This is a genomic window from Xenorhabdus ishibashii, from assembly GCF_002632755.1.
GTDB lineage: Bacteria > Pseudomonadota > Gammaproteobacteria > Enterobacterales > Enterobacteriaceae > Xenorhabdus > Xenorhabdus ishibashii.
Genome location: NZ_NJAK01000001.1, coordinates 2,044,769 through 2,067,369, shown reverse-complemented (window position 1 = coordinate 2,067,369; position 22,601 = coordinate 2,044,769). Strand labels below are relative to the sequence as shown.

Below are 22,601 nucleotides of genomic sequence, written 5' to 3'. Positions count from 1 at the left end.
CAGTTAATGATATAAACTTTTCTCAATTAAACAGAATCTTTGCTTTTCCTGAGCAGGTATCGATAAGGAGTTTGCACTGTTTCCTGGGCGATCAACGCATGATCCATAAAGCGACAGAACCCCGGAATATCTCTGGTTGTTGCCGGATCATCTGCAATGATCAACAACGTCTGACCAGCGGTCATATGACGCACTGTCTTGCGTACCATCATTACTGGCTCAGGGCAACGTAATCCCAACGTATCAAGTGTCTTGTCGGGATTGGCAAAAACATCGGACATAACAATCTCTGTAGGTTCAAACAAGCTATGGCAATAGATTATATTATAAAATATCGTCAACTGCCGTACTTTACTTTTATTACGTAATAAACGTATGATCCGGCAACCTGAGCTCAGGTACATTATTTTTTGGGTTCCCTCACCCCATTCACCAAAAAGGTACAATATGCTGCAATTGACTGCGCAACAGCGAGCCACTGCATTGATTTGGCTTTCGCTTTTTCACATTTTGATCATTACTTCCAGTAACTATCTGGTGCAATTACCCGTCTCCATTTTTGGTTTTCATACCACTTGGGGAGCATTTACATTTCCCTTTATCTTTCTGGCAACTGATCTGACGGTACGTATTTATGGTGCGCCATTGGCTCGACGGATCATTATTTCCGTTATGCTGCCCGCATTACTGATCTCTTACCTGATTTCAGCGCTGTTTTTTCAAGGAACCTGGCAGGGATTCGGAACATTGGGCACCTTTAATGTGTTCGTCGCCCGTATTGCCGCCGCTAGCTTTATGGCCTATGTGCTTGGTCAGATATTGGATGTTGGTGTATTTAATCGTCTTCGCCGGAAAAGCCGCTGGTGGATAGCGCCGGCTGCCGCCATGTTTTTCGGTAATATGTTAGATACACTGGCCTTTTTCTTTATCGCGTTTTACCGCAGTACGGATGCATTTATGGCAACACATTGGGTAGAAATTGCGTTAGTGGATTATGCCTTCAAGCTGTTTATCTGTATGCTGTTCTTCCTGCCCGCTTACGGCATCCTGTTAAATTTGATCCTGAAATACTTTTTCGCTCAAACAGAAGTTAAGACTCTGATCAAAACTAACTAAAAAATGTCACCCTGACTGACTTAATCAGGGTGTCAATTTTCCCGATAATATTTCCTCTCAAATCACTCATTTCCTGATTTTACTCATAACTTCTCTGTATATTTTGCCGTATAGTGTTGGATAGGCAGTTCGTAACCTGCCCTATAACTTGTATTGTGACACTCTATGCCTAGTTTCCAGTAAAGAAGGAATATTTCTTATGCTGAAAGTGATCCAGTCTCCATCCAAATATATCCAAGGACCAGGTGCGCTATCTCACATTGGTCGATACACCAAAATGCTTGCTGACCACGTCTTCGTGATTGCCGATAATTTCGTGATGAACCTTATTGGGGATACCGTCAGCAAAAGTCTAGAAGAACACGATGTGACCAACCATTTCGAACTTTTCAATGGTGAGTGCAGCCGTAGTGAAATCCATCGCTTGTCTGCCATTTTGTTGGAACAGCAATGTCAGGCTGTTATCGGGATCGGGGGAGGAAAAACGATTGATACTGCCAAGGCTGTTGCATACGAATCCAAAATCCCCGTGATTATTTCCCCTACCCTTGCTTCAACAGATGCACCAACCAGTGCCCTTTCTGTTCTTTATACTGAACTCGGTGAATTCGACAGCTATCTATTCTACCCACAAAATCCAAATATCGTGCTAATGGATACCAATATCATTGCCAAGGCACCGGTTCGCCTGCTTGTCGCAGGTATGGGAGATGCGCTTGCCACCTACTTTGAGGCACGAGCCAGTAGTGCAGCACACAAACCAACTATGGCTGGCGGTGCAACATCCACTACCGGTTTGGCGTTGGCAAAACTGTGTTATGAAACCTTGCTGGCGGAAGGTTACAAAGCAAAACTGGCGGTAGAAGCCGGCGTCAGTACACCCGCAGTTGAAAATATTGTGGAAGCCAATACCTACCTCAGTGGCATTGGTTTTGAAAGTGCAGGATTGGCAGCGGCTCACGCTATCCACAATGGTTTTACCGTGCTGGAAGAGTGTCATCACCTCTACCACGGCGAAAAAGTCGCGTTTGGAACCCTGACACAATTGATCTTAGAAAATAGCCCAAGTGAAGAGTTGGAAACCGTGCTTGATTTTTGTGTACAAGTCGGCCTGCCGATCACATTGGAGCAATTGGGTTTGCGTGATAATGAGAAATTGCATCAAAAAATCATGCAAGTCGCTATCGCAAGCTGTACTGAAGGTGAAACTATTCACAATATGCCATTTGCAGTGACACCAGAACAGGTTTACGCCGCCATTTTGGCCGCAGACCAGATGGGCAAAGATTGGTTGTATTAAATGATGGCGAAATTAACTGGACTGTTCTTGGGCGGGAATTCCCGCCCTAAAGGTTTTACCAAAATAGAGTCAGATATGATGAATAATATAACGTGTGCTACGGTTAGCAGCAATTCCAGGACTGAAATATCAAAAGAGAACGTCGTCAATGCCGACATTGCTACCCATTTTGGCGCCGTAATGAAGCAAAACATGTGCCGCATTCTCAATGCATTGTTCCAACTGACCAAATGTCAACGTTTCATGGGGATCAGAAACAACTATCTCATTGGGTATACTTTTTGCCAACTCAGCTAACCGAGAAGGAACGTTCTTAAACCATGGTTTTAGTTCTGCTGTCATGTGACTGATATTACGATTGAATTCAAGTCCAACAGCAGGAGAGTTTTTTTGCCCAGTAGTAAATGCTGTGTGTAATATTGCCTTGTGTGTGTAAGTATTCATAATGATGCTCTCATTCTTAGCCTCATTGGTTTCATCACTTTTCATGATGAATAGAGGCATCAATGCTGGTAGTCGTTATCTTCCAATTTTTGTCTGTATTCAGTATTTTCAAATACCTTATGTTGACACTAACTGGATCGGAAAAATAAACTGAAAAAATTCATTTCGAATTTAATAAATATATTAATTAGTATTAATTTGTAATATTTTGTTAATTAAACAATCAACTTAAATAAAGCCAATCATGATTTGGAAGACAGAGTGTATTACGCCTATGCAATCCGCAACCAATTTTAATTAACATATTGATATTATTATATTTAATTCAATAAAATAGTCATCCAATCCTACATGAAACCACTCATGAGCACGAATAACCATTTGTAGTAATATCCATCATTTTGAATTTTAATTTCAAACATTTTATTTATAACTGTGTTATAAAAAATGCAAAGCATGTAAATAAAAAACAAACCACATGAACAAATAAGAATATTATTTAAAACATCTTTAGGCAAATAGCACACAATTTGTTAAAAGATGCAGACAGAAAGAAACCAACAGTTATTTATTAAATAACTTTTATAATAGGAACGTTTGTGTGGGTTATATTTAGCTGGCTTTTGCATGATGACTACATCAGATATATTCCCCTAATAATAATGAGCTTTTATCTGGTCGAGTATATATACAAATTTGAAACGTGCAAAAATAAAAAATAACCAAAAAGGTCGTTTATTGTGATACCTATCACACTAACATAAATAAATTGTCTTCAAAAAAAGTGCTAAATCACTCAAAATTATCGACTTTGCGAAATTATATCTATATGTTAGCGACACCTCACAGTCATACAAGGTTGTTTTCAGCTAATATTAGCTTCGATATAGAAAATAAATAGCTAAAATTTTTCGTTTAACGCCATCACTGCTTGATGGTGGTGATTCGCTCATACAAAAGTCACGTGGAGACAAAAATATGTTAAGTATTTTCAAGCCGGCGCCTCATAAGGCTCGGTTGCCTGCGCAGGAAATAGATCCACTCTATCGTCGCTTGCGCTGGCAAATTTTTATAGGGATCTTTTTCGGATATGCAGCTTACTATCTGGTAAGAAAAAACTTTGCTCTCGCCATACCTTCCTTGATCGAACAAGGCTTTTCTAAGGGGGATCTTGGCTTTGCACTGTCAGGTATATCAATTGCGTACGGATTCTCAAAGTTCATCATGGGTTCCGTTTCCGACCGCTCGAATCCACGTGTTTTCCTGCCTGCGGGTTTAATACTGGCGGCAGTAGTCATGTTATTTATGGGCTTTGTGCCGTGGGCCACTTCCAGCATTGCTATCATGTTTTCTCTGCTGTTCCTCTGCGGCTGGTTCCAGGGAATGGGTTGGCCTCCTTGTGGACGTACTATGGTTCACTGGTGGTCACAGAAAGAGCGTGGCGGAATTGTTTCTGTCTGGAACTGTGCCCATAACGTTGGCGGAGGCGTGCCACCATTGCTGTTCATGTTGGGTATGGCCTGGTTCAATGACTGGAAAGCCGCATTTTACATGCCAGCCTTTGCGGCTATCATCGTGGCAATAATCGTTTTCGCTTTAATGCGCGATACACCACAATCCTGTGGCTTACCCGCAATCGAAGAGTACAAAAACGACTATCCACCCGACTATACGGAGAAAAACGAAAAAGAACTGACCGCAAAAGAAATTTTCATGCAGTACGTTTTGCCGAATAAATTGTTGTGGATGATCGCTATTGCCAACGTATTCGTCTATCTACTGCGCTACGGTATTCTTGACTGGTCACCCACTTACTTGAAAGAAGTGAAAGACTTTACCATGGATAAGTCTTCCTGGGCTTATTTCCTGTATGAGTACGCAGGTATTCCAGGTACGCTGCTGTGTGGTTGGATGTCTGACAAAGTATTTAAAGGCAACCGTGGTGCCACTGGCGTATTCTTCATGACCCTTGTCACCATCGCCACTATTGTATTCTGGCTGAACCCAGCAGGTAACCCTGATATTGATATGCTCTGTATGCTGGTTATCGGCTTCCTGATTTACGGGCCAGTGATGCTAATCGGCCTGCATGCCCTGGAATTGGCTCCGAAAAAAGCGGCAGGAACAGCCGCCGGCTTTACCGGTCTGTTTGGTTATCTGGGGGGCTCAGTTGCGGCCAGTATCATCGTCGGCTATACCGTTGACTATTTCGGTTGGGACGGCGGCTTTATGGTTATGATCGGCGGTAGCATTCTCTCTGTTATTCTGTTGTTGTTTGTTATGTTAAGCGAAAGCAAACATAAGCAGGAAATTGCTCGTCAGAGCCAGTGATTAACTGAAAGGCGCTGATTAATAACCCTATCAATCGCAGTACAACTACTTTATTGTACTGCGATTCTATAGATTATAGGACAATGAAGCATGTATGCATCGTTAAATACGTTGCTTAATTTCACTTATGAATATTTTCTTTATATCCATGCTGTATGAATAATCTTTTGATTTAGTATTTTCAAGATGTTCAATCTGAATCACAAGAATTACGGGTATATTAAGATGATTATGCAATCCATATTTTATACGCTCTATCTTATATTATATAAACTAATGTTTTTCCAATAATTCATTCATTAGCAATAAAGAAATCACTCTAAATCATGGAATTATTCATTTAATGACAACCAGAATAGGACGGGATATAAACAGAACTGAGATAAAATTTTTTATGTCATAAAACTGTGACATACTACTAATAAAATTAATGTTTAATATTGTGTTATATCATTATTTTCTATAAAAAACGGCTTGAATGATCAGCTTATTTTTCTGGCTGCTGACGAACAATCAGTAAAACGGTAAGTCACATAATTTCTTGTTTAAGATATTTGTTAGAATAAATGGAGAATCTCAATGCAGACCCCTATTAAGGCAATTATGGCCGGTATTCTGTTAGCATCATCCATGTCAGGCATTGCACATGCAGCAGATAAAATCGTTATCGCCCATCGTGGCGCTAGTGGTTATTTGCCTGAACACACATTACCTGCCAAAGCAATGGCTTATGCACAAGGTGCGGATTATCTTGAGCAAGATCTGGTCATGACCAAAGATGACCAGCTTATTGTACTGCACGATCACTATCTTGATCGCGTAACGGATGTCGCAGAACGTTTTCCAGACCGCGCCCGCGCTGACGGTCGCTATTATGCCATCGACTTTACCCTGCCAGAAATTAAGTCACTGAAATTTACTGAAGGTTTTGATATTAAAGATGGTAAAAAAGTCCAAAGCTATTCTGGACGTTTCCCAATGGGTAAATCAGATTTCCGCATCCATACCTTTCAGGAGGAGCTTGAGTTTATTCAAGGCCTGAATAAATCCACGGGCAAAGACATTGGCATTTATCCTGAAATCAAGGCGCCGTGGTTTCATCGCCAGGAAGGCAAAGATATTACCAGCAAGGTGCTGGAAGTTCTAAAACAATATGGCTACACCAAAAAGAGCGATAAAGTTTATCTGCAATGTTTTGATGCCAATGAACTCAAACGCATCAAAAATGAGTTGGAGCCGAAACTGGGAATGGATCTGAAGCTGATTCAGCTTATTGCTTACACCGACTGGAAAGAAACGTACGAACAAAAGTCAGACGGTACATGGCAGAATTATAGCTATGACTGGATGTTTAAACCTGGCGCGATGAAAGAAGTAGCAAAATATGCTGATGGCATTGGCCCTGATTACCATATGCTTATCGCCAGTGATTCTACGCCAAGCAACATTAAATTAACGGGCATGGTGAAAGAGGCTCATGCCAGTCATCTGGCGGTACACCCATATACCATTCGTATCGATCAATTGCCAAAATATGCCACCAGCGGCAACCAATTGTTTGATATCGTTTTCGACAAGGCGAATGTCGATGGAGCATTCACCGATTTCCCAGATTTAGCAGTGAAGTTCCTGAGAAAGCATCACGAGCATAAATAATTAGTGTAAATAGCGTAGAAAAACAGAAGGGCAGTCCTGGACTGCCCTATGACTATAGCATCAGATAAATGATTTTGTTACGAGATCCCCACAGGAAAAGCAATAACTTCATTAATCCGCTCAGCACCTAATGCCAGCATAATCAGACGATCCACCCCTAATGCTACGCCAGCACAATCAGGCATTCCGTGAGCAAGGGCAGCAAGCAGGTATTCATCAATCGGTTGCACCGGCAAGCCCATCGCTTCACGCTTACGGTTATCCTGTTCGAAACGAAGACGTTGTTCATTGCTATCGGTCAGTTCACGAAAGCCATTCGCCAACTCCATTCCTTTAAAATAGACTTCAAAACGCTCCGCAACACGGTGATCTTCCTTGCTGATTTCTGCCAATGCCGCTTGAGATGCTGGAAAATGGTAGATAAACGTTGGTTTTTCAATACCAATCTGAGTTTCTACGCCCATAACAAAAAGTAGTTGCAATAAGGTATCCCGATCTTCTTCCTGATCAGCGATATTACTAAGATCGAGTTTCGCCGCCACTTCACGCAATTTTTCTTTACTTGCAGTCAGGGGATCAATATCCAGATATCGCATAAAAGCCTGTTGGTAAGAAAGCGATTCAGCACTTTCACAATCCAGGATCTGTTGTAAAAGATCATCTACTTCATTCATCAGGCGATACATGTCGTAGTGCGGACGATACCATTCCAGCATGGTGAACTCTGGATTATGATGACGACCCGCTTCCTCATTGCGGAAACTTTTTCCCATCTGATAAATAGAACCGCTGCCGGCTGCCAGCAAACGCTTCATGTGGTATTCAGGGCTAGTCATCAGGTACAAAGTCAAGCCATTTGCCGCCCCCGGCCCAACGAACTGTGTCTGGAAAGGTACCAGATGAACGTCGGTGACAGTCGCCTGACTCATGGCAGGCGTTTCAACTTCCAACACCCCACGATCTGCGAAAAAGCGCCGTATTTCTGCTAAAATCTTTGCCCTTTTCAATAAGTTGGCGATAGGGGCACTTGGCTGCCAATTCGCGTTTTCGTTCATATTTCTATGACTCCAAAATAAAACAAAACGCGCAGTTTACCTTCATCACGCGTACCAGACAATTCATTGTCTTCAATTTCTTTATCCCCTTATTCTTTATATACTTAATTTTTTAATTTGTGCTCTTGTTAACTCTATTCGTTATCCATTTATTTATATCTAAGAATTCAGTTTTTAGTGTAACTGATGGATTCGCATAATTAAGCATCCAGTTATTCATTGAAATTGCTTAATATACTGGGTAAGTTTCCAATTTTTGTCTTATTGCATATCCCTATATTCTGTCTTATCTAACTTAAAATCGTATTTTAATAATCCACATCAATAAAAAGCTCTTATTACCCAAACTTATTAAATTAATCATTTATTTTTAACATAAATAATATTAATGAAATTAAGACCTATTAACATGCAACCTTAAAATACGTAAAAGCCTGTCTCAGATCACGTTTTACAGGCAAAATCCGACGAAACCCGTATCCATATCAAATTTACCCCCTACACTATTCGCTATAATTAAACCATATAAAAAATAGTAGATTGACTCCCACTTGAACAATGGAGAAGAGCAGTGCAAACCTTCAATGTTGACCTCGCGATTATCGGAGCCGGTGGTGCAGGGCTACGAGCTGCCATCGCTGCTGCTGAAGCTAATCCCCAGCTCAAGATCGCCTTGATCTCAAAAGTTTACCCCATGCGTAGCCATACGGTGGCCGCAGAAGGCGGGTCTGCCGCAGTCACCCAATCACATGATTCCTATGATTTTCACTTCAATGACACGGTATCCGGTGGTGACTGGCTGTGTGAGCAAGATGTAGTTGAATATTTCGTCAAGCATTGTCCAACAGAGATGATCCAACTGGAACAGTGGGGCTGCCCGTGGAGCCGCAAGGATGACGGTTCCGTTAACGTCCGTCGTTTCGGGGGCATGAAAATTGAGCGCACATGGTTTGCCGCCGATAAGACCGGTTTCCATATGCTCCATACACTGTTCCAGACTTCACTCAAGTATCCACAAATCCAGCGCTTTGATGAGCATTTTGTCCTCGATATTTTAGTGGATGAAGGACAAGCACGCGGATTAGTTGCACTGAATATGATGGAAGGGACGAAAGTTCAAATCCGCGCCAATGCGGTCATTATGGCGACTGGCGGTGCCGGACGTGTATACCGTTATAACACTAATGGCGGCATTGTCACGGGTGATGGCATGGGAATTGCGTTCCGTCACGGCATACCATTACGTGATATGGAATTTGTGCAATATCATCCTACCGGCCTGCCGGGTTCCGGTATTTTGATGACCGAAGGATGTCGTGGTGAAGGCGGGATTCTGGTAAACAAAGATGGCTATCGTTATCTACAGGATTATGGCTTAGGGCCTGAAACACCACTTGGACACCCTGAAAACAAATATATGGAATTAGGCCCACGTGACAAAGTCTCCCAAGCGTTCTGGCACGAATGGCGGGCAGGCCGCACTATCGTCATGCCGCGGGGTGATGTCGTGTATCTGGATTTACGTCATTTGGGTGAGAAAAAACTGCTCGAACGCCTGCCTTTTATCTGTGAACTGGCAAAAGCCTATGTCGGTGTTGATCCGGTCAAAGAACCCATCCCTGTTCGTCCAACGGCACATTACACCATGGGCGGAATCGAAACGAATCATCAGTGTGAAACGCGCATCAAGGGGTTGTTCGCTATCGGGGAATGTGCTTCCGTTGGTTTGCATGGTGCAAACCGCCTCGGCTCTAACTCGCTGGCTGAACTGGTTGTATTTGGCCGCCTGGCCGGTGAAGAAGCCGTCAAACATATCCAGGAAGTGAAACCCGCCAATAATAGCGCATTGGATGCCCAATCTCGTGATGTTGAAGATAAACTCAATAAGTTGCTGAATCAAAAAGGCGGTGAAAACTGGGCGAAAATCCGCGATGAACTGGGCACGTCAATGGAAGAAGGCTGCGGAATTTATCGTACACCAGAGTTGATGCAGAAAACTATCGATAAAATTACCGAACTGAAAGAACGCTTTAAACATATCGAAATTAACGACCGCTCCAGTGTATTCAATACTGATCTTCTCTATACCATTGAATTAGGATTTGGTTTAGATGTTGCTGAATGTATGGCGCATTCCGCCATGAATCGTAAAGAATCACGTGGCGCTCATCAACGCCTTGATGAAGGCTGTACCGAACGTGATGATGAGAACTTCCTGAAACATACACTGGCGTTCTATAACCCAAAAGGTGCCCCGCATCTGGAATACAGTGAAGTGAAGATCACCAAATCTCAACCCGCGAAACGGGTTTATGGGGGTGAGGCGGCTGCACAAGAGAAAAAACAGAAGGAGCAAGCGAATGGCTGAGATGAAAAACCTGAAAATGGAAGTCATGCGCTACAACCCGGAAATTGACAGCAAACCGCATTTTGTCACTTATGACGTGCCTTACGATGAGCAAACTTCACTGTTGGATGCGTTGGGTTATATCAAGGACAATCTGGCGCCTGATCTCTCTTACCGCTGGTCTTGCCGTATGGCAATCTGTGGTTCCTGCGGCATGATGGTAAACCGTGTACCGAAACTGGCATGTAAAACATTCCTGCGCGATTATGCTCAAGGAATGAAAGTCGAGGCACTGGGCAATTTTCCCATTGAGCGGGATTTAGTTGTGGATATGACTCACTTTATTGAGAGCCTGGAAGCTATTAAGCCTTATATTATTGGCAATGATCGTAAACCCACCGATGGTCCGAATGTGCAGACACCAGCCCAGATGGCGAAATACCATCAGTTTTCTGGTTGTATCAATTGTGGCCTGTGCTACGCCGCCTGTCCTCAATTTGGCTTAAATCCTGAGTTTATTGGACCTGCTGCGGTCACACTGGCACACCGCTATAACCTTGATAACCGCGACCGTGGCAAGAAAGAACGTATGCCACAAATCAACAGTGACAATGGCGTCTGGTCTTGTACTTTTGTCGGGTACTGTTCTGAAGTGTGTCCGAAACATGTTGATCCCGCCGGTGCAATTCAGCAGAGCAAGGCAGAAAGCGCCAAAGATTTCCTTATTTCCATGCTGAAACCACAATAAGGGAGGAGAGAATAATGACGACAAAACGTAAGCCTTATGTGCGCGGTATGGAATCTCATTGGTGGCGTAAACTTGGCTTTTATCGCTTCTATATGTTGCGTGAAGGAACAGCCATTCCCACTGTTTGGTTCAGTATCTTAGTCCTTTACGGTCTGTTTGCCCTGAAAAGTGGCCCTGAAAGCTGGGCGGGATTTGTCTCTTTTCTGCAAAACCCACTGGTGCTACTGATTAATATCATCACTCTGCTGACTACCTTGCTGCATACCAAAACCTGGTTTGAGCTGGCTCCCAAGGCACTCAATATCATCATCAAGAATGAAAAAATGTCACCAGAGCCGATTATCAAGCTGCTATGGGTGATCACGATTATTGCCACCGCCGTAATTCTCGGCATAGCACTGTTTTTCTAATCCCAAGGAGGATCTGATGAATCAAGTACCTAAACGTTCCGATGAACCGATTTTCTGGGGTCTGTTTGGTGCCGGTGGTATGTGGAGCGCGATTGTTGGACCAGCAATTATTTTGCTATTAGGGATCTTACTGCCACTAGGAATAGCACCAGAAGCGCTTTCTTATGAACGTATCCTGACATTTTGCCAGAGTTTTATTGGCCGCATCTTTTTACTGCTGATGATTAGCCTGCCTTTATGGTGTGGTTTGCACCGCCTGCATCATGGTATGCACGATCTGCAAATCCATGTTCCCGCCAGTAAGTGGGTATTTTATGGGACAGCCGCGATTTTAACTGTTATTGCTCTGATTGGGGTTTTTAGCCTGTAATTGAATTGGAAAACTATTCTGGAAAAAAGTCTGCGGATAAACCGCAGACTTATTACGAAAGGTATTTAAGACATTTCTATTAGAACTTATAAGAAATTGTCGCTTTATATGTGCGGCCTTTTTCTTCTTGTCCTTGGTAACTCTTCAAATAATAAGAGTGTTCGTTGTGACGTTTGTCGAAGACATTATCAATGCCAAACTGGAGTTCGGTATTTTTAAATGCTCCGGTTTTTGGCGCCCAGGAAATATACATATTACTTACGCCATATCCCTGTTTATGTATATCAACAATAATGGCTTCTTTCTTATCATTTGTGTCTTTACCCTTTGAGTTCTTTGACAGAACAAAGCGGGTATTCCAACCTAGTTCAATATCTGTTTTATCAAACAGATAACTACCACCTACAGTGATAGAATCACCTACTGACGGTTCAAACTCTAACCCTTTGGTAAAGGATTTATCAAGCAACTCATTACCTTCAATAATCTTGTTATTGACTTTGGCATAAGTGGCTTTTAAAGATAAATTATCCAATTTATAGCCAGTCGCTAACTCAAACCCTTGCAGTCTGGCTTTCGGGATATTATGTAATTCATTCTTGGCTAAAGTTGTAGACAGGTTTTTAAAGTTTGTTTGGAATACTTTACCTGATACGATCAACGAGTCTTTGTCAGCAAAAATATTCGGATAAGAACCTGCCAATCCTGTTTCCAGATTGTAACCGGTTGTGGCTTTCAGGTTATTGCTATGGTTGGATAATCCCATCAGCTCTTTGCCCAATGGACCTCTAAAGAGTTCGGTATAATTGGCAAATAATGTTGTGGATGCCCCAAGCTCGTATTTTAAGCCAAGTGCTTTTGAGAAGCGAGCATAAGTTCTCTCAAACGATTCACGCTGTTTATCAATCGTTTGGTATTTATAGTGATCCCATCTGATGCCCGGTATAACATGGAAATCGGCAAGCTGGATATCATCCTCTAAATAAATAGATGATGAGTTTGCTTTTTCGATTTCTTTTTTATAAGCATTTTCATCGACATCCGTGTATCTCATTCTGGTATCAAAATATTCATATCCATAGGTTAAAGAGTGGGCTAACTTCTGGGTATCAAAACTAGAAGTATTACGAACCTTAATACCTTGGGTTTCAACAATACTATTGAATCCTTGACCTTTACCGCTTACAGGCTTCATATGGGTAGAAGTTTGTTTAGTATGATAAGCGGATAGTTTTAAATCAATCAGGTCATTATCAACTGGCGCATATCCATAAAGGATACTGTGGGTATCACGATCAATAGCGTACTTCGCTTTATTCCCTTTATTTACACCCTGACCAAAATTCAATCTAAAATTAGTTACTGCATCATTTTTATAATGTTCTTTTGATACATTAATATACTGCTCATCTGTCAGATTGAATTTTGCTTTTAATAAGTAATTAAATAACCGTCCATCTGTCGGGATTGAATCTCTCCCTGCGCTATCTCTGCCTGACTTGGAGTCATGCATATTGCGATGGGTAAAATAACCTAATAAATCAGCAGCACCCAATCTACCATAGGTCGCTAAGGATTGTTGGAATTCAGAACCATTGCTGGAGTAGTTTAATTTTCCTTTAGCGCCAAAGAGTTGTCCTGGCTCTAACAGATCACCGGCATCAACAGTCTCAAATTTTAATGCACCACCAATAGCACCCGTGTCGTAGGTAATACTGTTACTACCAACCTTGATATCAACCTGCTTTAACATTTCAGGATCGATGCCGTAATTTCCTGAATGGTGGAAGTGATATCCTTCTTGCCTTGCACCATCAATCGTCACGTTGATGAATTGATCATCCATGCCACGGATTTTAAAGCGTTGCCCTAAAGCGCTAGGGTGACCAGCTTGTACACCCGGTACATTCTTTAAGATCTCACCGACACTTTGTGCTTGTTTAACCCTGATTTCATTACGACTGACTTTTCTATCTTCTGATGCTTCATGAGCATTGTTATCCGCAATAACAACCAGTGTATCGCTGGTGTTAGCCGATTTTTTAGTCGAGCTTTCAACATTTGCGAATGCGTTGGTAGAGATAGCAACTGTCAGCATAGATGCGGACATTAAAGGAACACACAGGCCACTTTTCGCCAGGCTAGCGTAAATTTTGGTAATTTTAGACATTTATTTTCAAGCAAAAATACTATTGAGAAGAGTTATTATTTACATTTCCATTCCAAATGTAAATAACTTTAAAGACAAGTAAGGGTACATTTATGACTAATCGATGTTAGCCAGAACACTCTCCGCATCCTGATAGTCCCCTGCTTTCGCACAAAATGTGATTTTTCCTGCACGATGAGCATTGATTTGTACCTCCATTTTCATGGCTTCCATCACTGCAATCACATCGCCTTCACTGACCTGCTCACCTTCTTTTACCATCCAACAATGCAGCATACCGGAAATAGGGGCTTTTACCTGACGGGGATCTTCTGGCAATTTTTCATTTATGACAGACAGCGAAAATTGCTGTTCACCCACAGGGGTTAAATGCGTCAATCCTGCCAATAGATCCGGTGGCAATCCCAATTCATGCCTGCGTCTATCGATCTCAATAAAAGTGCGGGTAATATTTTTATCTTCAAATGGAAGCTGGCGTAGAGAAGCTTCTAGTTCATTCACAAAATCTGTTTCAATCCAGCGGGTATGGACATTAAATTTATCACCAGAAATAAAATCAGGATGAGCCATTACTGCTTGATGGAAAGGTAAAACGGAGGCTACTCCACTGATTTTAAACTCTTTCAATGCCCGACGTGCCCGAACAATGGCCTGTTCTCTGGTCGCCCCTGTGACAATTAATTTTGCCATTAGTGAGTCAAAGGTTGCCGGAATTGTGGAGCTATTAATTACACCAGAATCCAAGCGAACACCTGGGCCAGAAGGTGGGATAAATTCAGTGATTGTGCCAGATGTTGGCAGGAAACCTTTAGCCGCATCTTCCGCATTAATGCGAAATTCAAACGAATGTCCTCTTGGGATAGGCGTTTCCTGAATGCTTAATGGATAACCTTCCGCTATTCGCAACTGTTCGATAACCAGATCAATGCCCGTTGTCTCTTCTGTCACTGGGTGTTCCACTTGTAAGCGAGTATTTACTTCCAAGAAAGAAAGTGTGCCATCTGCGCTCAGCAAAAATTCTACTGTTCCAGCGCCAGCATAATTAGCTTCTGCGCAAATGGCTTTTGCTGACTGATGAATTTGTTCCCTTTGTTCCTGTGTTAAAAATGGTGCAGGCGCTTCTTCCACTAACTTTTGGTTACGACGCTGTAAAGAGCAGTCACGGGTGCCAAGTACCACAACATTACCCTGTTTATCCGCAATCACTTGAGCCTCAATGTGACGCGGTTTATCCAAAAATTGCTCAATAAAACATTCGCCACGACCAAATGCCGCTGTCGCCTCACGTACCGCGGAATGGTAAAGTTCTGCCACTTCATCCATGCGCCAGGCCACTTTTAAGCCTCGGCCACCACCGCCAAAAGCCGCTTTGATAGCAATCGGCAAGCCATGCAGTTCCGCAAAAGCAACAACTTCCTGTGCGTTTCTGACGGGTTCGGATGTCCCAACAACCAACGGTGCTCCCACTTTCTGGGCTATTTTGCGCGCCTTAACCTTATCTCCCAGCTCATCAATAGTTTCAGGGTTAGGACCAATCCAAGTTAGGCCAGCATCAATCACGGCCTGAGCAAATTCCGCTCGCTCAGACAAAAAACCGTAACCTGGATGCACCATCGTCGCTCCAGATCGCTTTGCGACATCCAGCAAACGAGGGATATTGAGATAAGTTTCTGTAGGGCTATTACCTCCCAAAGCATAAGCCTCATCAGCCAGTTGAACGTGTTGTGCGTTGATATCGACATCCGCATAGACAGCGACCGTCTGAACCCCATAATCACGGCAAGCTCGAATGATCCGAACAGCAATCTCTCCACGGTTGGCAATCAGCACTTTCTTATTAATATTGTTATTTACATTGTTCACAGTGGTGTTCATGGCAAATCATTACTCCCTTGAATTTCATGGAATTGGCTGATGGGGTTGAACCGAATTTTGGCATTAATCGGGATCTGACCAGCAAGATCGAGATGATAATCGGCGACTGAAGCGATAACCGGATATCCTCCGGTCAATGGATGGTCAGCTAAAAAGAGTACCGGCTGTCCACTGGCAGGAATTTGTATCGCGCCTGCACATGTTCCTTCGCTAGGTAATTCTTGTCGCTTAACACGCGATAGTGAACACTCACCATTTAGCCTCAGACCAATTCGATTGGATTGAGGAGTTACCTGCCAAATTTGTTTGCTCAATAAGTCGATGGATTCTTGCGTAAACCAGTCTGTACGAGGGCCGAGTAAGATATCCAATACCACGATTTCCTCTTTATTTGGCATGTCAAAAGCCGGAGTTTCGGAGACAGATAGCGCTGCGCAGTGAGAGGTTTTACCAACGGATAATTTATCGTTTATTTTTAACGGAGCAGGCCCGATATTGGAGAGTGTATCAAATGAATGGCTGGATAAGATGGCAGGGATAGTGAAACCTCCACGTGCCGATAAATAAGAACGCATACCCGCGACAGGAGTACCTAATGAAATTTCGTCACCATCATTGAGATCGATCGGTTGGTAAGCATTCACACGGAATATTTCACCCGACGACGTTGTGATTTCTATTGGGCATGGCGCTCCTGTCATTGCAATCAGCATCTGCCCATGCGCAATCGCCTTAAATCCGCCCTGCACGATTTCCAGACAAGCCCGATCAGAGGAATTACCAACAATGCGGTTTGCACTACGCAAGGCACTTTTATCCATTGCCCCAGATTCTGAGATCCCCAATTTTGCCTGACCAACACGCCCCAAATCTTGAAATAAGGTTTGTAATCCCACAGACAAAATTTCTAGATGACAAGAAGTGACTGAAACAGGTACTGCGATATGACTACCAGAGGTTTCAGGTAAACTGATTGTGGCGGAGCGGTGCCCAGCATCTCGAAAATTAACACGGTAACCTGGTTGCAATAAGGCGGGAGATGATCGGGAAAGATCCCACATACGTTCAGTCGTAAGACCGATAATCTGCCATCCTCCGGGACTCATCTGCGGATAAATGCTACTGAATTCCCCTGCTAATGCAACAGCCCCCGCCGGAATACGCGTTCTGGGTGTTGTTCGACGAGGTATATTCCATTGCGAGGTATTCGATACCATATAGGCAAATCCAGGGGCAAATCCAGTGAAAGCTACGGTATATTCATTTTCGGTATGTTGCTGAATAACTTCCTGAACTGTACATCCCAATATTTCTGCAACCAGCGCAAGATCGTCACCATTGTAATGCACAGGAATTTCTATTCTTTTTCCCGTTGCAAGACTGCGTTCCTGCAAATCTCGCCTACCGATTTCTGCCGCCAATTGTTGGCTTGAGATTTTTGTCGGCCAAAAACGAACCATCAGCGTTCTCGCCGCCGGAATAATTTCTTCGATTCCCCAAATTGGTGACATATTCAGTGAATCAAGCAGAGCTAGCGTTTCTGCCAATCCGCTCAATTCAACCATGATGGTGTTGCTATTAACAGGTAAAAAACGCAAGGCTATCTCCAAAAATAACCAACCATATCAATGTGATCCATACTTATGAATGAATAAACGGCTGAATGGTAATTCCCGCCTGCTGCAAAACTGTTTTTACCTGTTTTGCCATCTCTACCGCACCAGGAGTGTCACCATGCACACAAATTGAATCCGCCTGAATCAAGATAAATTTACCATCAATTGATTCAACGCCTCCTTCTGTCACCAATTGCAACATGCGTTGAGCAACGAGATCCGCATCATGAAAAACAGAACCCGTTTCACGACGGGAAACTAATTCACCTTGTGAGGTATAAGCACGATCAGCAAACGCTTCCGCTATGGTTCTCACCCCTCTTTCCTGAGCTAATTTGAGAATGTTTGATCCCGCCAAACCAACCAATGCAAGGTTAGGATCTATCGCCAGAATACCTTCAATAACAGCAATTGCCTGATATTCGTCATTCGCGATCGTGTTATAAAGTGCGCCATGAGGTTTGACATAACTCACCTTGGTACCTGCGGCCGCAGCTAATCCTTGTAAGGCTCCAATTTGGTAAATAACATCAGCAGTCAGTTCATGGCTGGCTATATCCATTTTACGCCGCCCAAAGCCAACTAAATCAGGATAAGAAACATGGGCACCTATCGCTACATCATTTTTCTGCGCAGATTTCAATGTTTGCAGAATTCCAACCGGATCACCCGCATGAAAACCACAGGCAACGTTAGCACTACTGACGATACCCAATATTTTTTCATCGTTTCCCATGCGCCATTGACCAAAACTTTCACCGAGATCACTATTTAAATCGATCGTTTTTATCATGATGATTTCCTTAGGCTGACTTCAAAAACGCAAAATTCCACCATTTCCGACATCATTGTATTTATCGTTTTCTAAATAACATCCTGTTGTAGAACTAAATAAGAAAAATTGTTTGATTAAAATGAATTTATTGTTGAACAATAAATAAGATTTGCTGAGGAAATAAGCAAATAAAATTATATTATCGATCTTCAAAATCCAATATGGATCACTTTTTTAACATTTTTTGTCGACTTTATCGCCAAAACGCACAATTTAGGTGCAATAGGCACAATAATATTGTCCTGTTTTGGTTCAATGGCTGTAGCTTGCTGGTTATCAGAGGATATGTGAAGATTCGCTTTCGTATACGCTTTGAAGGTGTTTATTATCTTGTAAGCCATTAAACTTAACTGATGACTATGAAAAAAAACCATTCTCCCCAAATTTTGAGCAAAAGAATCGCTGAAACCATCAGAAATAAATTGGTTGCTGGGGAGTTATTACCTGGACAACGACTATCAGAAGCTGCATTAAGTGAACAGCTTACAATTTCGCGAAATACATTACGTGAAGTGTTCCGCCTTCTCACGCAAGAAGGACTGCTGAAACATGAACCTCATCGTGGTGTGTTTGTCGCAACTCCCGATATTGCGTCCATTATTGATATCTATCGAGTTCGGCAGTTAATTGAATGTCAGGCACTTGCTCAGGCTTATCCAATGCACCCCAGTGTTGCCAAAATGAAACAAGCCGTTGAAGCCGCTCAACAATGTCGAAAACAACAAGATTGGGTTGGTGCCGGAACAGAAAATATGCACTTTCATGCCGCGATCGTAGAATTAACTGATAGTGATAGATTGATCGCTTTCTATCACAATATCTCCGCAGAACTTCGTCTGGCTTTTGGTATTTTAAATGATCCTGAGCTTTTGTATGTGCCTTATATCGATAAAAACGCGCATATTCTGGAACTACTCAATTCAGGAAAAAATGAACAAGCAGCTAAGACAATGAAAAATTACCTAGAATTATCAGAAAGGGCAATATTGGCTGCTTATGCGCGCAGGAAATAACCAAAAATTATAAAATAACCAAACGCAAAAAAGCCATCCGGTGACGGATGGCTTCTCTGACTGATTGAATGTCTGGCAGTTCCCTACTCTCGCATGGGGAGACCCCACACTACCATCGGCGCTACGGCGTTTCACTGCTGAGTTCGGCATGGGGTCAGGTGGGACCACCGCGCTCTTGCCGCCAGACAAATCCTGTTTTCAATCCCGAACAAGCTGTTTTTTCTCTGAAACTGTCTTCTCTCATGCCCAAAACACCTTCGGTGTTGTCAGGTTAAGCCGCACGGTTCATTAGTACTGGTTAGCTCAACGTCTCGCAACGCTTACACACCCAGCCTATCTACGTCCTCGTCTCGAACGTTCCTTCAGTGTCCTCAAGGGACAAGGGAAGACTCATCTTAAGGCAAGTTTCCCGCTTAGATGCTTTCAGCGGTTATCTCTTCCGCACTTAGCTACCGGGCAGTGCCATTGGCATGACAACCCGAACACCAGTGGTGCGTCCACTCCGGTCCTCTCGTACTAGGAGCAGCCCCTTGCAATCTTCCAACGCCCACGGCAGATAGGGACCGAACTGTCTCACGACGTTCTAAACCCAGCTCGCGTACCACTTTAAATGGCGAACAGCCATACCCTTGGGACCTACTTCAGCCCCAGGATGTGATGAGCCGACATCGAGGTGCCAAACACCGCCGTCGATATGAACTCTTGGGCGGTATCAGCCTGTTATCCCCGGAGTACCTTTTATCCGTTGAGCGATGGCCCTTCCATTCAGAACCACCGGATCACTAAGACCTACTTTCGTACCTGCTCGAGCCGTCACTCTCGCAGTCAAGCTAGCTTATGCCTTTGCACTAACCTCACGATGTCCGACCGTGATTAGCTAACCTTCGTGCTCCTCCGTTACGCTTTGGGAGGAGACCGCCCCAGTCAAACTACCCACCAGACACTGTCCGCAACCCGGTTCACGGGCCTACGTTAGAACATCAAACATTCAAGGGTGGTATTTCAAGGATGGCTCCGTGCAGACTGGCGTCCACACTTCACAGCCTCCCACCTATCCTACACATCAAGGCTCAAGGTTCAGTGTCAAGCTATAGTAAAGGTTCACGGGGTCTTTCCGTCTTGCCGCGGGTACACTGCATCTTCACAGCGAGTTCAATTTCACTGAGTCTCGGGTGGAGACAGCCTGGCCATCATTACGCCATTCGTGCAGGTCGGAACTTACCCGACAAGGAATTTCGCTACCTTAGGACCGTTATAGTTACGGCCGCCGTTTACTGGGGCTTCGATCAAGAGCTTCGCCTTGCGGCTAACCCCATCAATTAACCTTCCAGCACCGGGCAGGCGTCACACCGTATACGTCCACTTTCGTGTTTGCACAGTGCTGTGTTTTTATTAAACAGTTGCAGCCAGCTGGTATCTGCGACTGGCCTCGGCTCCGGGCGCATGTCCCTTCACCTAACGCCAGCGTGCCTTCTCCCGAAGTTACGGCACCATTTTGCCTAGTTCCTTCACCCGAGTTCTCTCAAGCGCCTGAGTATTCTCTACCTGACCACCTGTGTCGGTTTGGGGTACGATTCAATGTGACCTGATGCTTAGAGGCTTTTCCTGGAAGCAGGGCATCTGTCACTTCAGCACCATAGTGCCTCGTCATCACGCCTCAGCCTTAAAGCACCCCGGATTTCCCTGGGATGCCAGCCTACACGCTTAAACCGGGACGACCGTCGCCCGGATGACATAGCCTTCTCCGTCCCCCCTTCGCAGCCACACCGAGTACGGGAATATTAACCCGTTTCCCATCGACTACGCCTTTCGGCCTCGCCTTAGGGGTCGACTCACCCTGCCCCGATTAACGTTGGACAGGAACCCTTGGTCTTCCGGCGAGCGGGTTTTTCACCCGCTTTATCGTTACTTATGTCAGCATTCGCACTTCTGATACCTCCAGCAAACCTCACAGTTCACCTTCTCCGGCTTACAGAACGCTCCCCTACCCAACAACACCTAAATGTCGCTGCCGCAGCTTCGGTGCATGGTTTAGCCCCGTTACATCTTCCGCGCAGGCCGACTCGACCAGTGAGCTATTACGCTTTCTTTAAATGATGGCTGCTTCTAAGCCAACATCCTGGCTGTCTGAGCCTTCCCACTTCGTTTCCCACTTAACCATGACTTTGGGACCTTAGCTGGCGGTCTGGGTTGTTTCCCTCTTCACGACGGACGTTAGCACCCGCCGTGTGTCTCCCGTGATAACATTCTTCGGTATTCGCAGTTTGCATCGGGTTGGTAAGTCGGGATGACCCCCTAGCCGAAACAGTGCTCTACCCCCGAAGATGAATTCACGAGGCGCTACCTAAATAGCTTTCGGGGAGAACCAGCTATCTCCCGGTTTGATTGGCCTTTCACCCCCAGCCACAAGTCATCCGCTAATTTTTCAACATTAGTCGGTTCGGTCCTCCAGTTAGTGTTACCCAACCTTCAACCTGCCCATGGCTAGATCACCGGGTTTCGGGTCTATACCCTGCAACTTAACGCCCAGTTAAGACTCGGTTTCCCTGCGGCTCCCCTATTCGGTTAACCTTGCTACAGAATATAAGTCGCTGACCCATTATACAAAAGGTACGCAGTCACCCTGATAAATCAAGGCTCCCACTGCTTGTACGTACACGGTTTCAGGTTCTCTTTCACTCCCCTCGCCGGGGTTCTTTTCGCCTTTCCCTCACGGTACTGGTTCACTATCGGTCAGTCAGGAGTATTTAGCCTTGGAGGATGGTCCCCCCATGTTCAGACAGGATACCACGTGTCCCGCCCTACTCGTTGAGCTCACAATAGGCATGTCTTCGGATACGGGGCTTTCACCCTTTACTGCCGGCCTTTCCAGACCGTTCTCCTGACACGCCTATCGCTGATGGCTCTGGGCTCCTCCCCGTTCGCTCGCCGCTACTGGGGGAATCTCGGTTGATTTCTTTTCCTCGGGGTACTGAGATGTTTCAGTTCCCCCGGTTCGCCTCCTTACCCTATGAATTCAGGCAAGGATAGTGCAACGGATTGCACTGGGTTTCCCCATTCGGACATCGCCGGCTGATAGCGCTTCATATCAGCTCACCGGCGCTTTTCGCAGATTAGCACGTCCTTCATCGCCTCTGACTGCCTAGGCATCCACCGTGTACGCTTAGTCGCTTAACCTCACAACCCGAAGGTGTCTTCGGACTGGAGTTTTTGAGAGACTCATCAATGTTATCGTTTAACAACATTGATTGTTTCAAATTTTCAGCTTGTTCCAGATTGTTAAAGAGCAATGATTGCTAAACCGGCTCACCAGCC

Annotated in this window: 16 protein-coding genes and 2 rRNA genes; 9 read left to right on the top strand and 9 right to left on the bottom strand. The window is 44.1% G+C overall.

Annotated features, from left to right (window positions below; translation table 11 throughout):
• Positions 1 to 26: 26 nt before the first annotated feature.
• A complete protein-coding gene (gene tusA, locus Xish_RS09785) occupies positions 27 to 281 on the bottom strand; it encodes a sulfurtransferase TusA (RefSeq protein ID WP_099118717.1) in 255 nt (84 codons plus the stop codon).
• Positions 282 to 447: 166 nt separating this feature from the next.
• Here tusA and Xish_RS09780 point away from each other — a divergent pair, with 166 nt between their 5' ends.
• Both Xish_RS09780 and Xish_RS09775 read left to right on the top strand, forming a co-directional pair.
• Positions 448 to 1,116 carry a 7-cyano-7-deazaguanine/7-aminomethyl-7-deazaguanine transporter gene (locus tag Xish_RS09780; protein WP_099117704.1) on the top strand — a complete coding sequence of 223 codons (669 nt, stop codon included), beginning with the start codon at positions 448 to 450 and terminating at the stop codon, positions 1,114 to 1,116.
• Positions 1,117 to 1,315: 199 nt separating this feature from the next.
• Positions 1,316 to 2,416: a glycerol dehydrogenase gene (locus Xish_RS09775; RefSeq protein WP_099117703.1), complete on the top strand. Its 1,101-nt coding sequence runs from the start codon at positions 1,316 to 1,318 to the stop codon at positions 2,414 to 2,416.
• 129 nt (positions 2,417 to 2,545) lie between these two features.
• Here the strand turns inward: Xish_RS09775 and Xish_RS09770 are convergent, their stop codons facing one another.
• Positions 2,546 to 2,860: a long-chain fatty acid--CoA ligase gene (locus Xish_RS09770; protein WP_244185976.1), complete on the bottom strand. Its 315-nt coding sequence runs from the start codon at positions 2,858 to 2,860 to the stop codon at positions 2,546 to 2,548.
• A 978-nt stretch (positions 2,861 to 3,838) separates the two neighbouring features.
• Here Xish_RS09770 and glpT point away from each other — a divergent pair.
• On the top strand, positions 3,839 to 5,191 hold the full coding sequence (gene glpT / locus Xish_RS09765; protein WP_099117702.1) for a glycerol-3-phosphate transporter: 1,353 nt from the start codon (positions 3,839 to 3,841) through the stop codon (positions 5,189 to 5,191).
• A 579-nt stretch (positions 5,192 to 5,770) separates the two neighbouring features.
• Complete coding sequence (gene glpQ, locus Xish_RS09760) at positions 5,771 to 6,847, top strand: glycerophosphodiester phosphodiesterase (RefSeq protein WP_099117701.1); 1,077 nt, start codon at positions 5,771 to 5,773, stop codon at positions 6,845 to 6,847.
• A gap of 77 nt (positions 6,848 to 6,924) precedes the next feature.
• Here glpQ and epmA read toward each other — a convergent pair whose 3' ends face one another.
• On the bottom strand, positions 6,925 to 7,902 hold the full coding sequence (gene epmA / locus Xish_RS09755) for an elongation factor P--(R)-beta-lysine ligase (protein WP_099117700.1): 978 nt from the start codon (positions 7,900 to 7,902) through the stop codon (positions 6,925 to 6,927).
• A 571-nt stretch (positions 7,903 to 8,473) separates the two neighbouring features.
• Here epmA and frdA point away from each other — a divergent pair.
• The 4 genes from frdA to frdD are packed head-to-tail and all read left to right on the top strand — an operon-like array spanning position 8,474 to position 11,777.
• The gene (gene frdA / locus Xish_RS09750) at positions 8,474 to 10,270 is read left to right on the top strand and encodes a fumarate reductase (quinol) flavoprotein subunit (protein WP_099117699.1); all 1,797 of its coding nucleotides are present in this window, start codon (positions 8,474 to 8,476) and stop codon (positions 10,268 to 10,270) included.
• Positions 10,263 to 10,997 (top strand): succinate dehydrogenase/fumarate reductase iron-sulfur subunit, encoded by a 735-nt coding sequence (locus tag Xish_RS09745; RefSeq protein ID WP_099117698.1) that lies wholly within the window; start codon positions 10,263 to 10,265, stop codon positions 10,995 to 10,997. The genes frdA and Xish_RS09745 overlap by 8 nt, the downstream gene beginning before the upstream one ends.
• Before the next feature lie 14 nt (positions 10,998 to 11,011).
• Positions 11,012 to 11,407, top strand: coding sequence for a fumarate reductase subunit FrdC (gene frdC / locus Xish_RS09740; RefSeq protein ID WP_099117697.1), 396 nt, complete (start codon positions 11,012 to 11,014; stop codon positions 11,405 to 11,407).
• Positions 11,408 to 11,423: 16 nt separating this feature from the next.
• The gene (gene frdD, locus Xish_RS09735; protein ID WP_099117696.1) at positions 11,424 to 11,777 is read left to right on the top strand and encodes a fumarate reductase subunit FrdD; all 354 of its coding nucleotides are present in this window, start codon (positions 11,424 to 11,426) and stop codon (positions 11,775 to 11,777) included.
• Between the two features lie 79 nt (positions 11,778 to 11,856).
• Here frdD and Xish_RS09730 read toward each other — a convergent pair whose 3' ends face one another.
• The 4 genes from Xish_RS09730 to Xish_RS09715 form a co-directional block, all read right to left on the bottom strand.
• Positions 11,857 to 13,947, bottom strand: coding sequence for a TonB-dependent receptor domain-containing protein (locus Xish_RS09730; RefSeq protein WP_099117695.1), 2,091 nt, complete (start codon positions 13,945 to 13,947; stop codon positions 11,857 to 11,859).
• 96 nt (positions 13,948 to 14,043) lie between these two features.
• Complete coding sequence (locus Xish_RS09725) at positions 14,044 to 15,822, bottom strand: acetyl/propionyl/methylcrotonyl-CoA carboxylase subunit alpha (protein WP_099117694.1); 1,779 nt, start codon at positions 15,820 to 15,822, stop codon at positions 14,044 to 14,046.
• Positions 15,819 to 17,420: a 5-oxoprolinase subunit B/C family protein gene (locus Xish_RS09720; RefSeq protein ID WP_099117693.1), complete on the bottom strand. Its 1,602-nt coding sequence runs from the start codon at positions 17,418 to 17,420 to the stop codon at positions 15,819 to 15,821. The genes Xish_RS09725 and Xish_RS09720 overlap by 4 nt, the downstream gene beginning before the upstream one ends.
• Before the next feature lie 43 nt (positions 17,421 to 17,463).
• On the bottom strand, positions 17,464 to 18,231 hold the full coding sequence (locus Xish_RS09715) for a LamB/YcsF family protein (RefSeq protein WP_099117692.1): 768 nt from the start codon (positions 18,229 to 18,231) through the stop codon (positions 17,464 to 17,466).
• A 401-nt stretch (positions 18,232 to 18,632) separates the two neighbouring features.
• Between Xish_RS09715 and Xish_RS09705 the strand changes: the two genes are divergently transcribed.
• Entirely contained in the window at positions 18,633 to 19,286 is a 654-nt protein-coding gene (locus Xish_RS09705) for a GntR family transcriptional regulator (protein WP_167383249.1), read from the top strand.
• Positions 19,287 to 19,356: 70 nt separating this feature from the next.
• Here the strand turns inward: Xish_RS09705 and rrf are convergent.
• Positions 19,357 to 19,472, bottom strand: a 5S ribosomal RNA gene (gene rrf, locus Xish_RS09700).
• Between the two features lie 81 nt (positions 19,473 to 19,553).
• Positions 19,554 to 22,463 (bottom strand): 23S ribosomal RNA (locus Xish_RS09695).
• Positions 22,464 to 22,601: the final 138 nt, after the last annotated feature.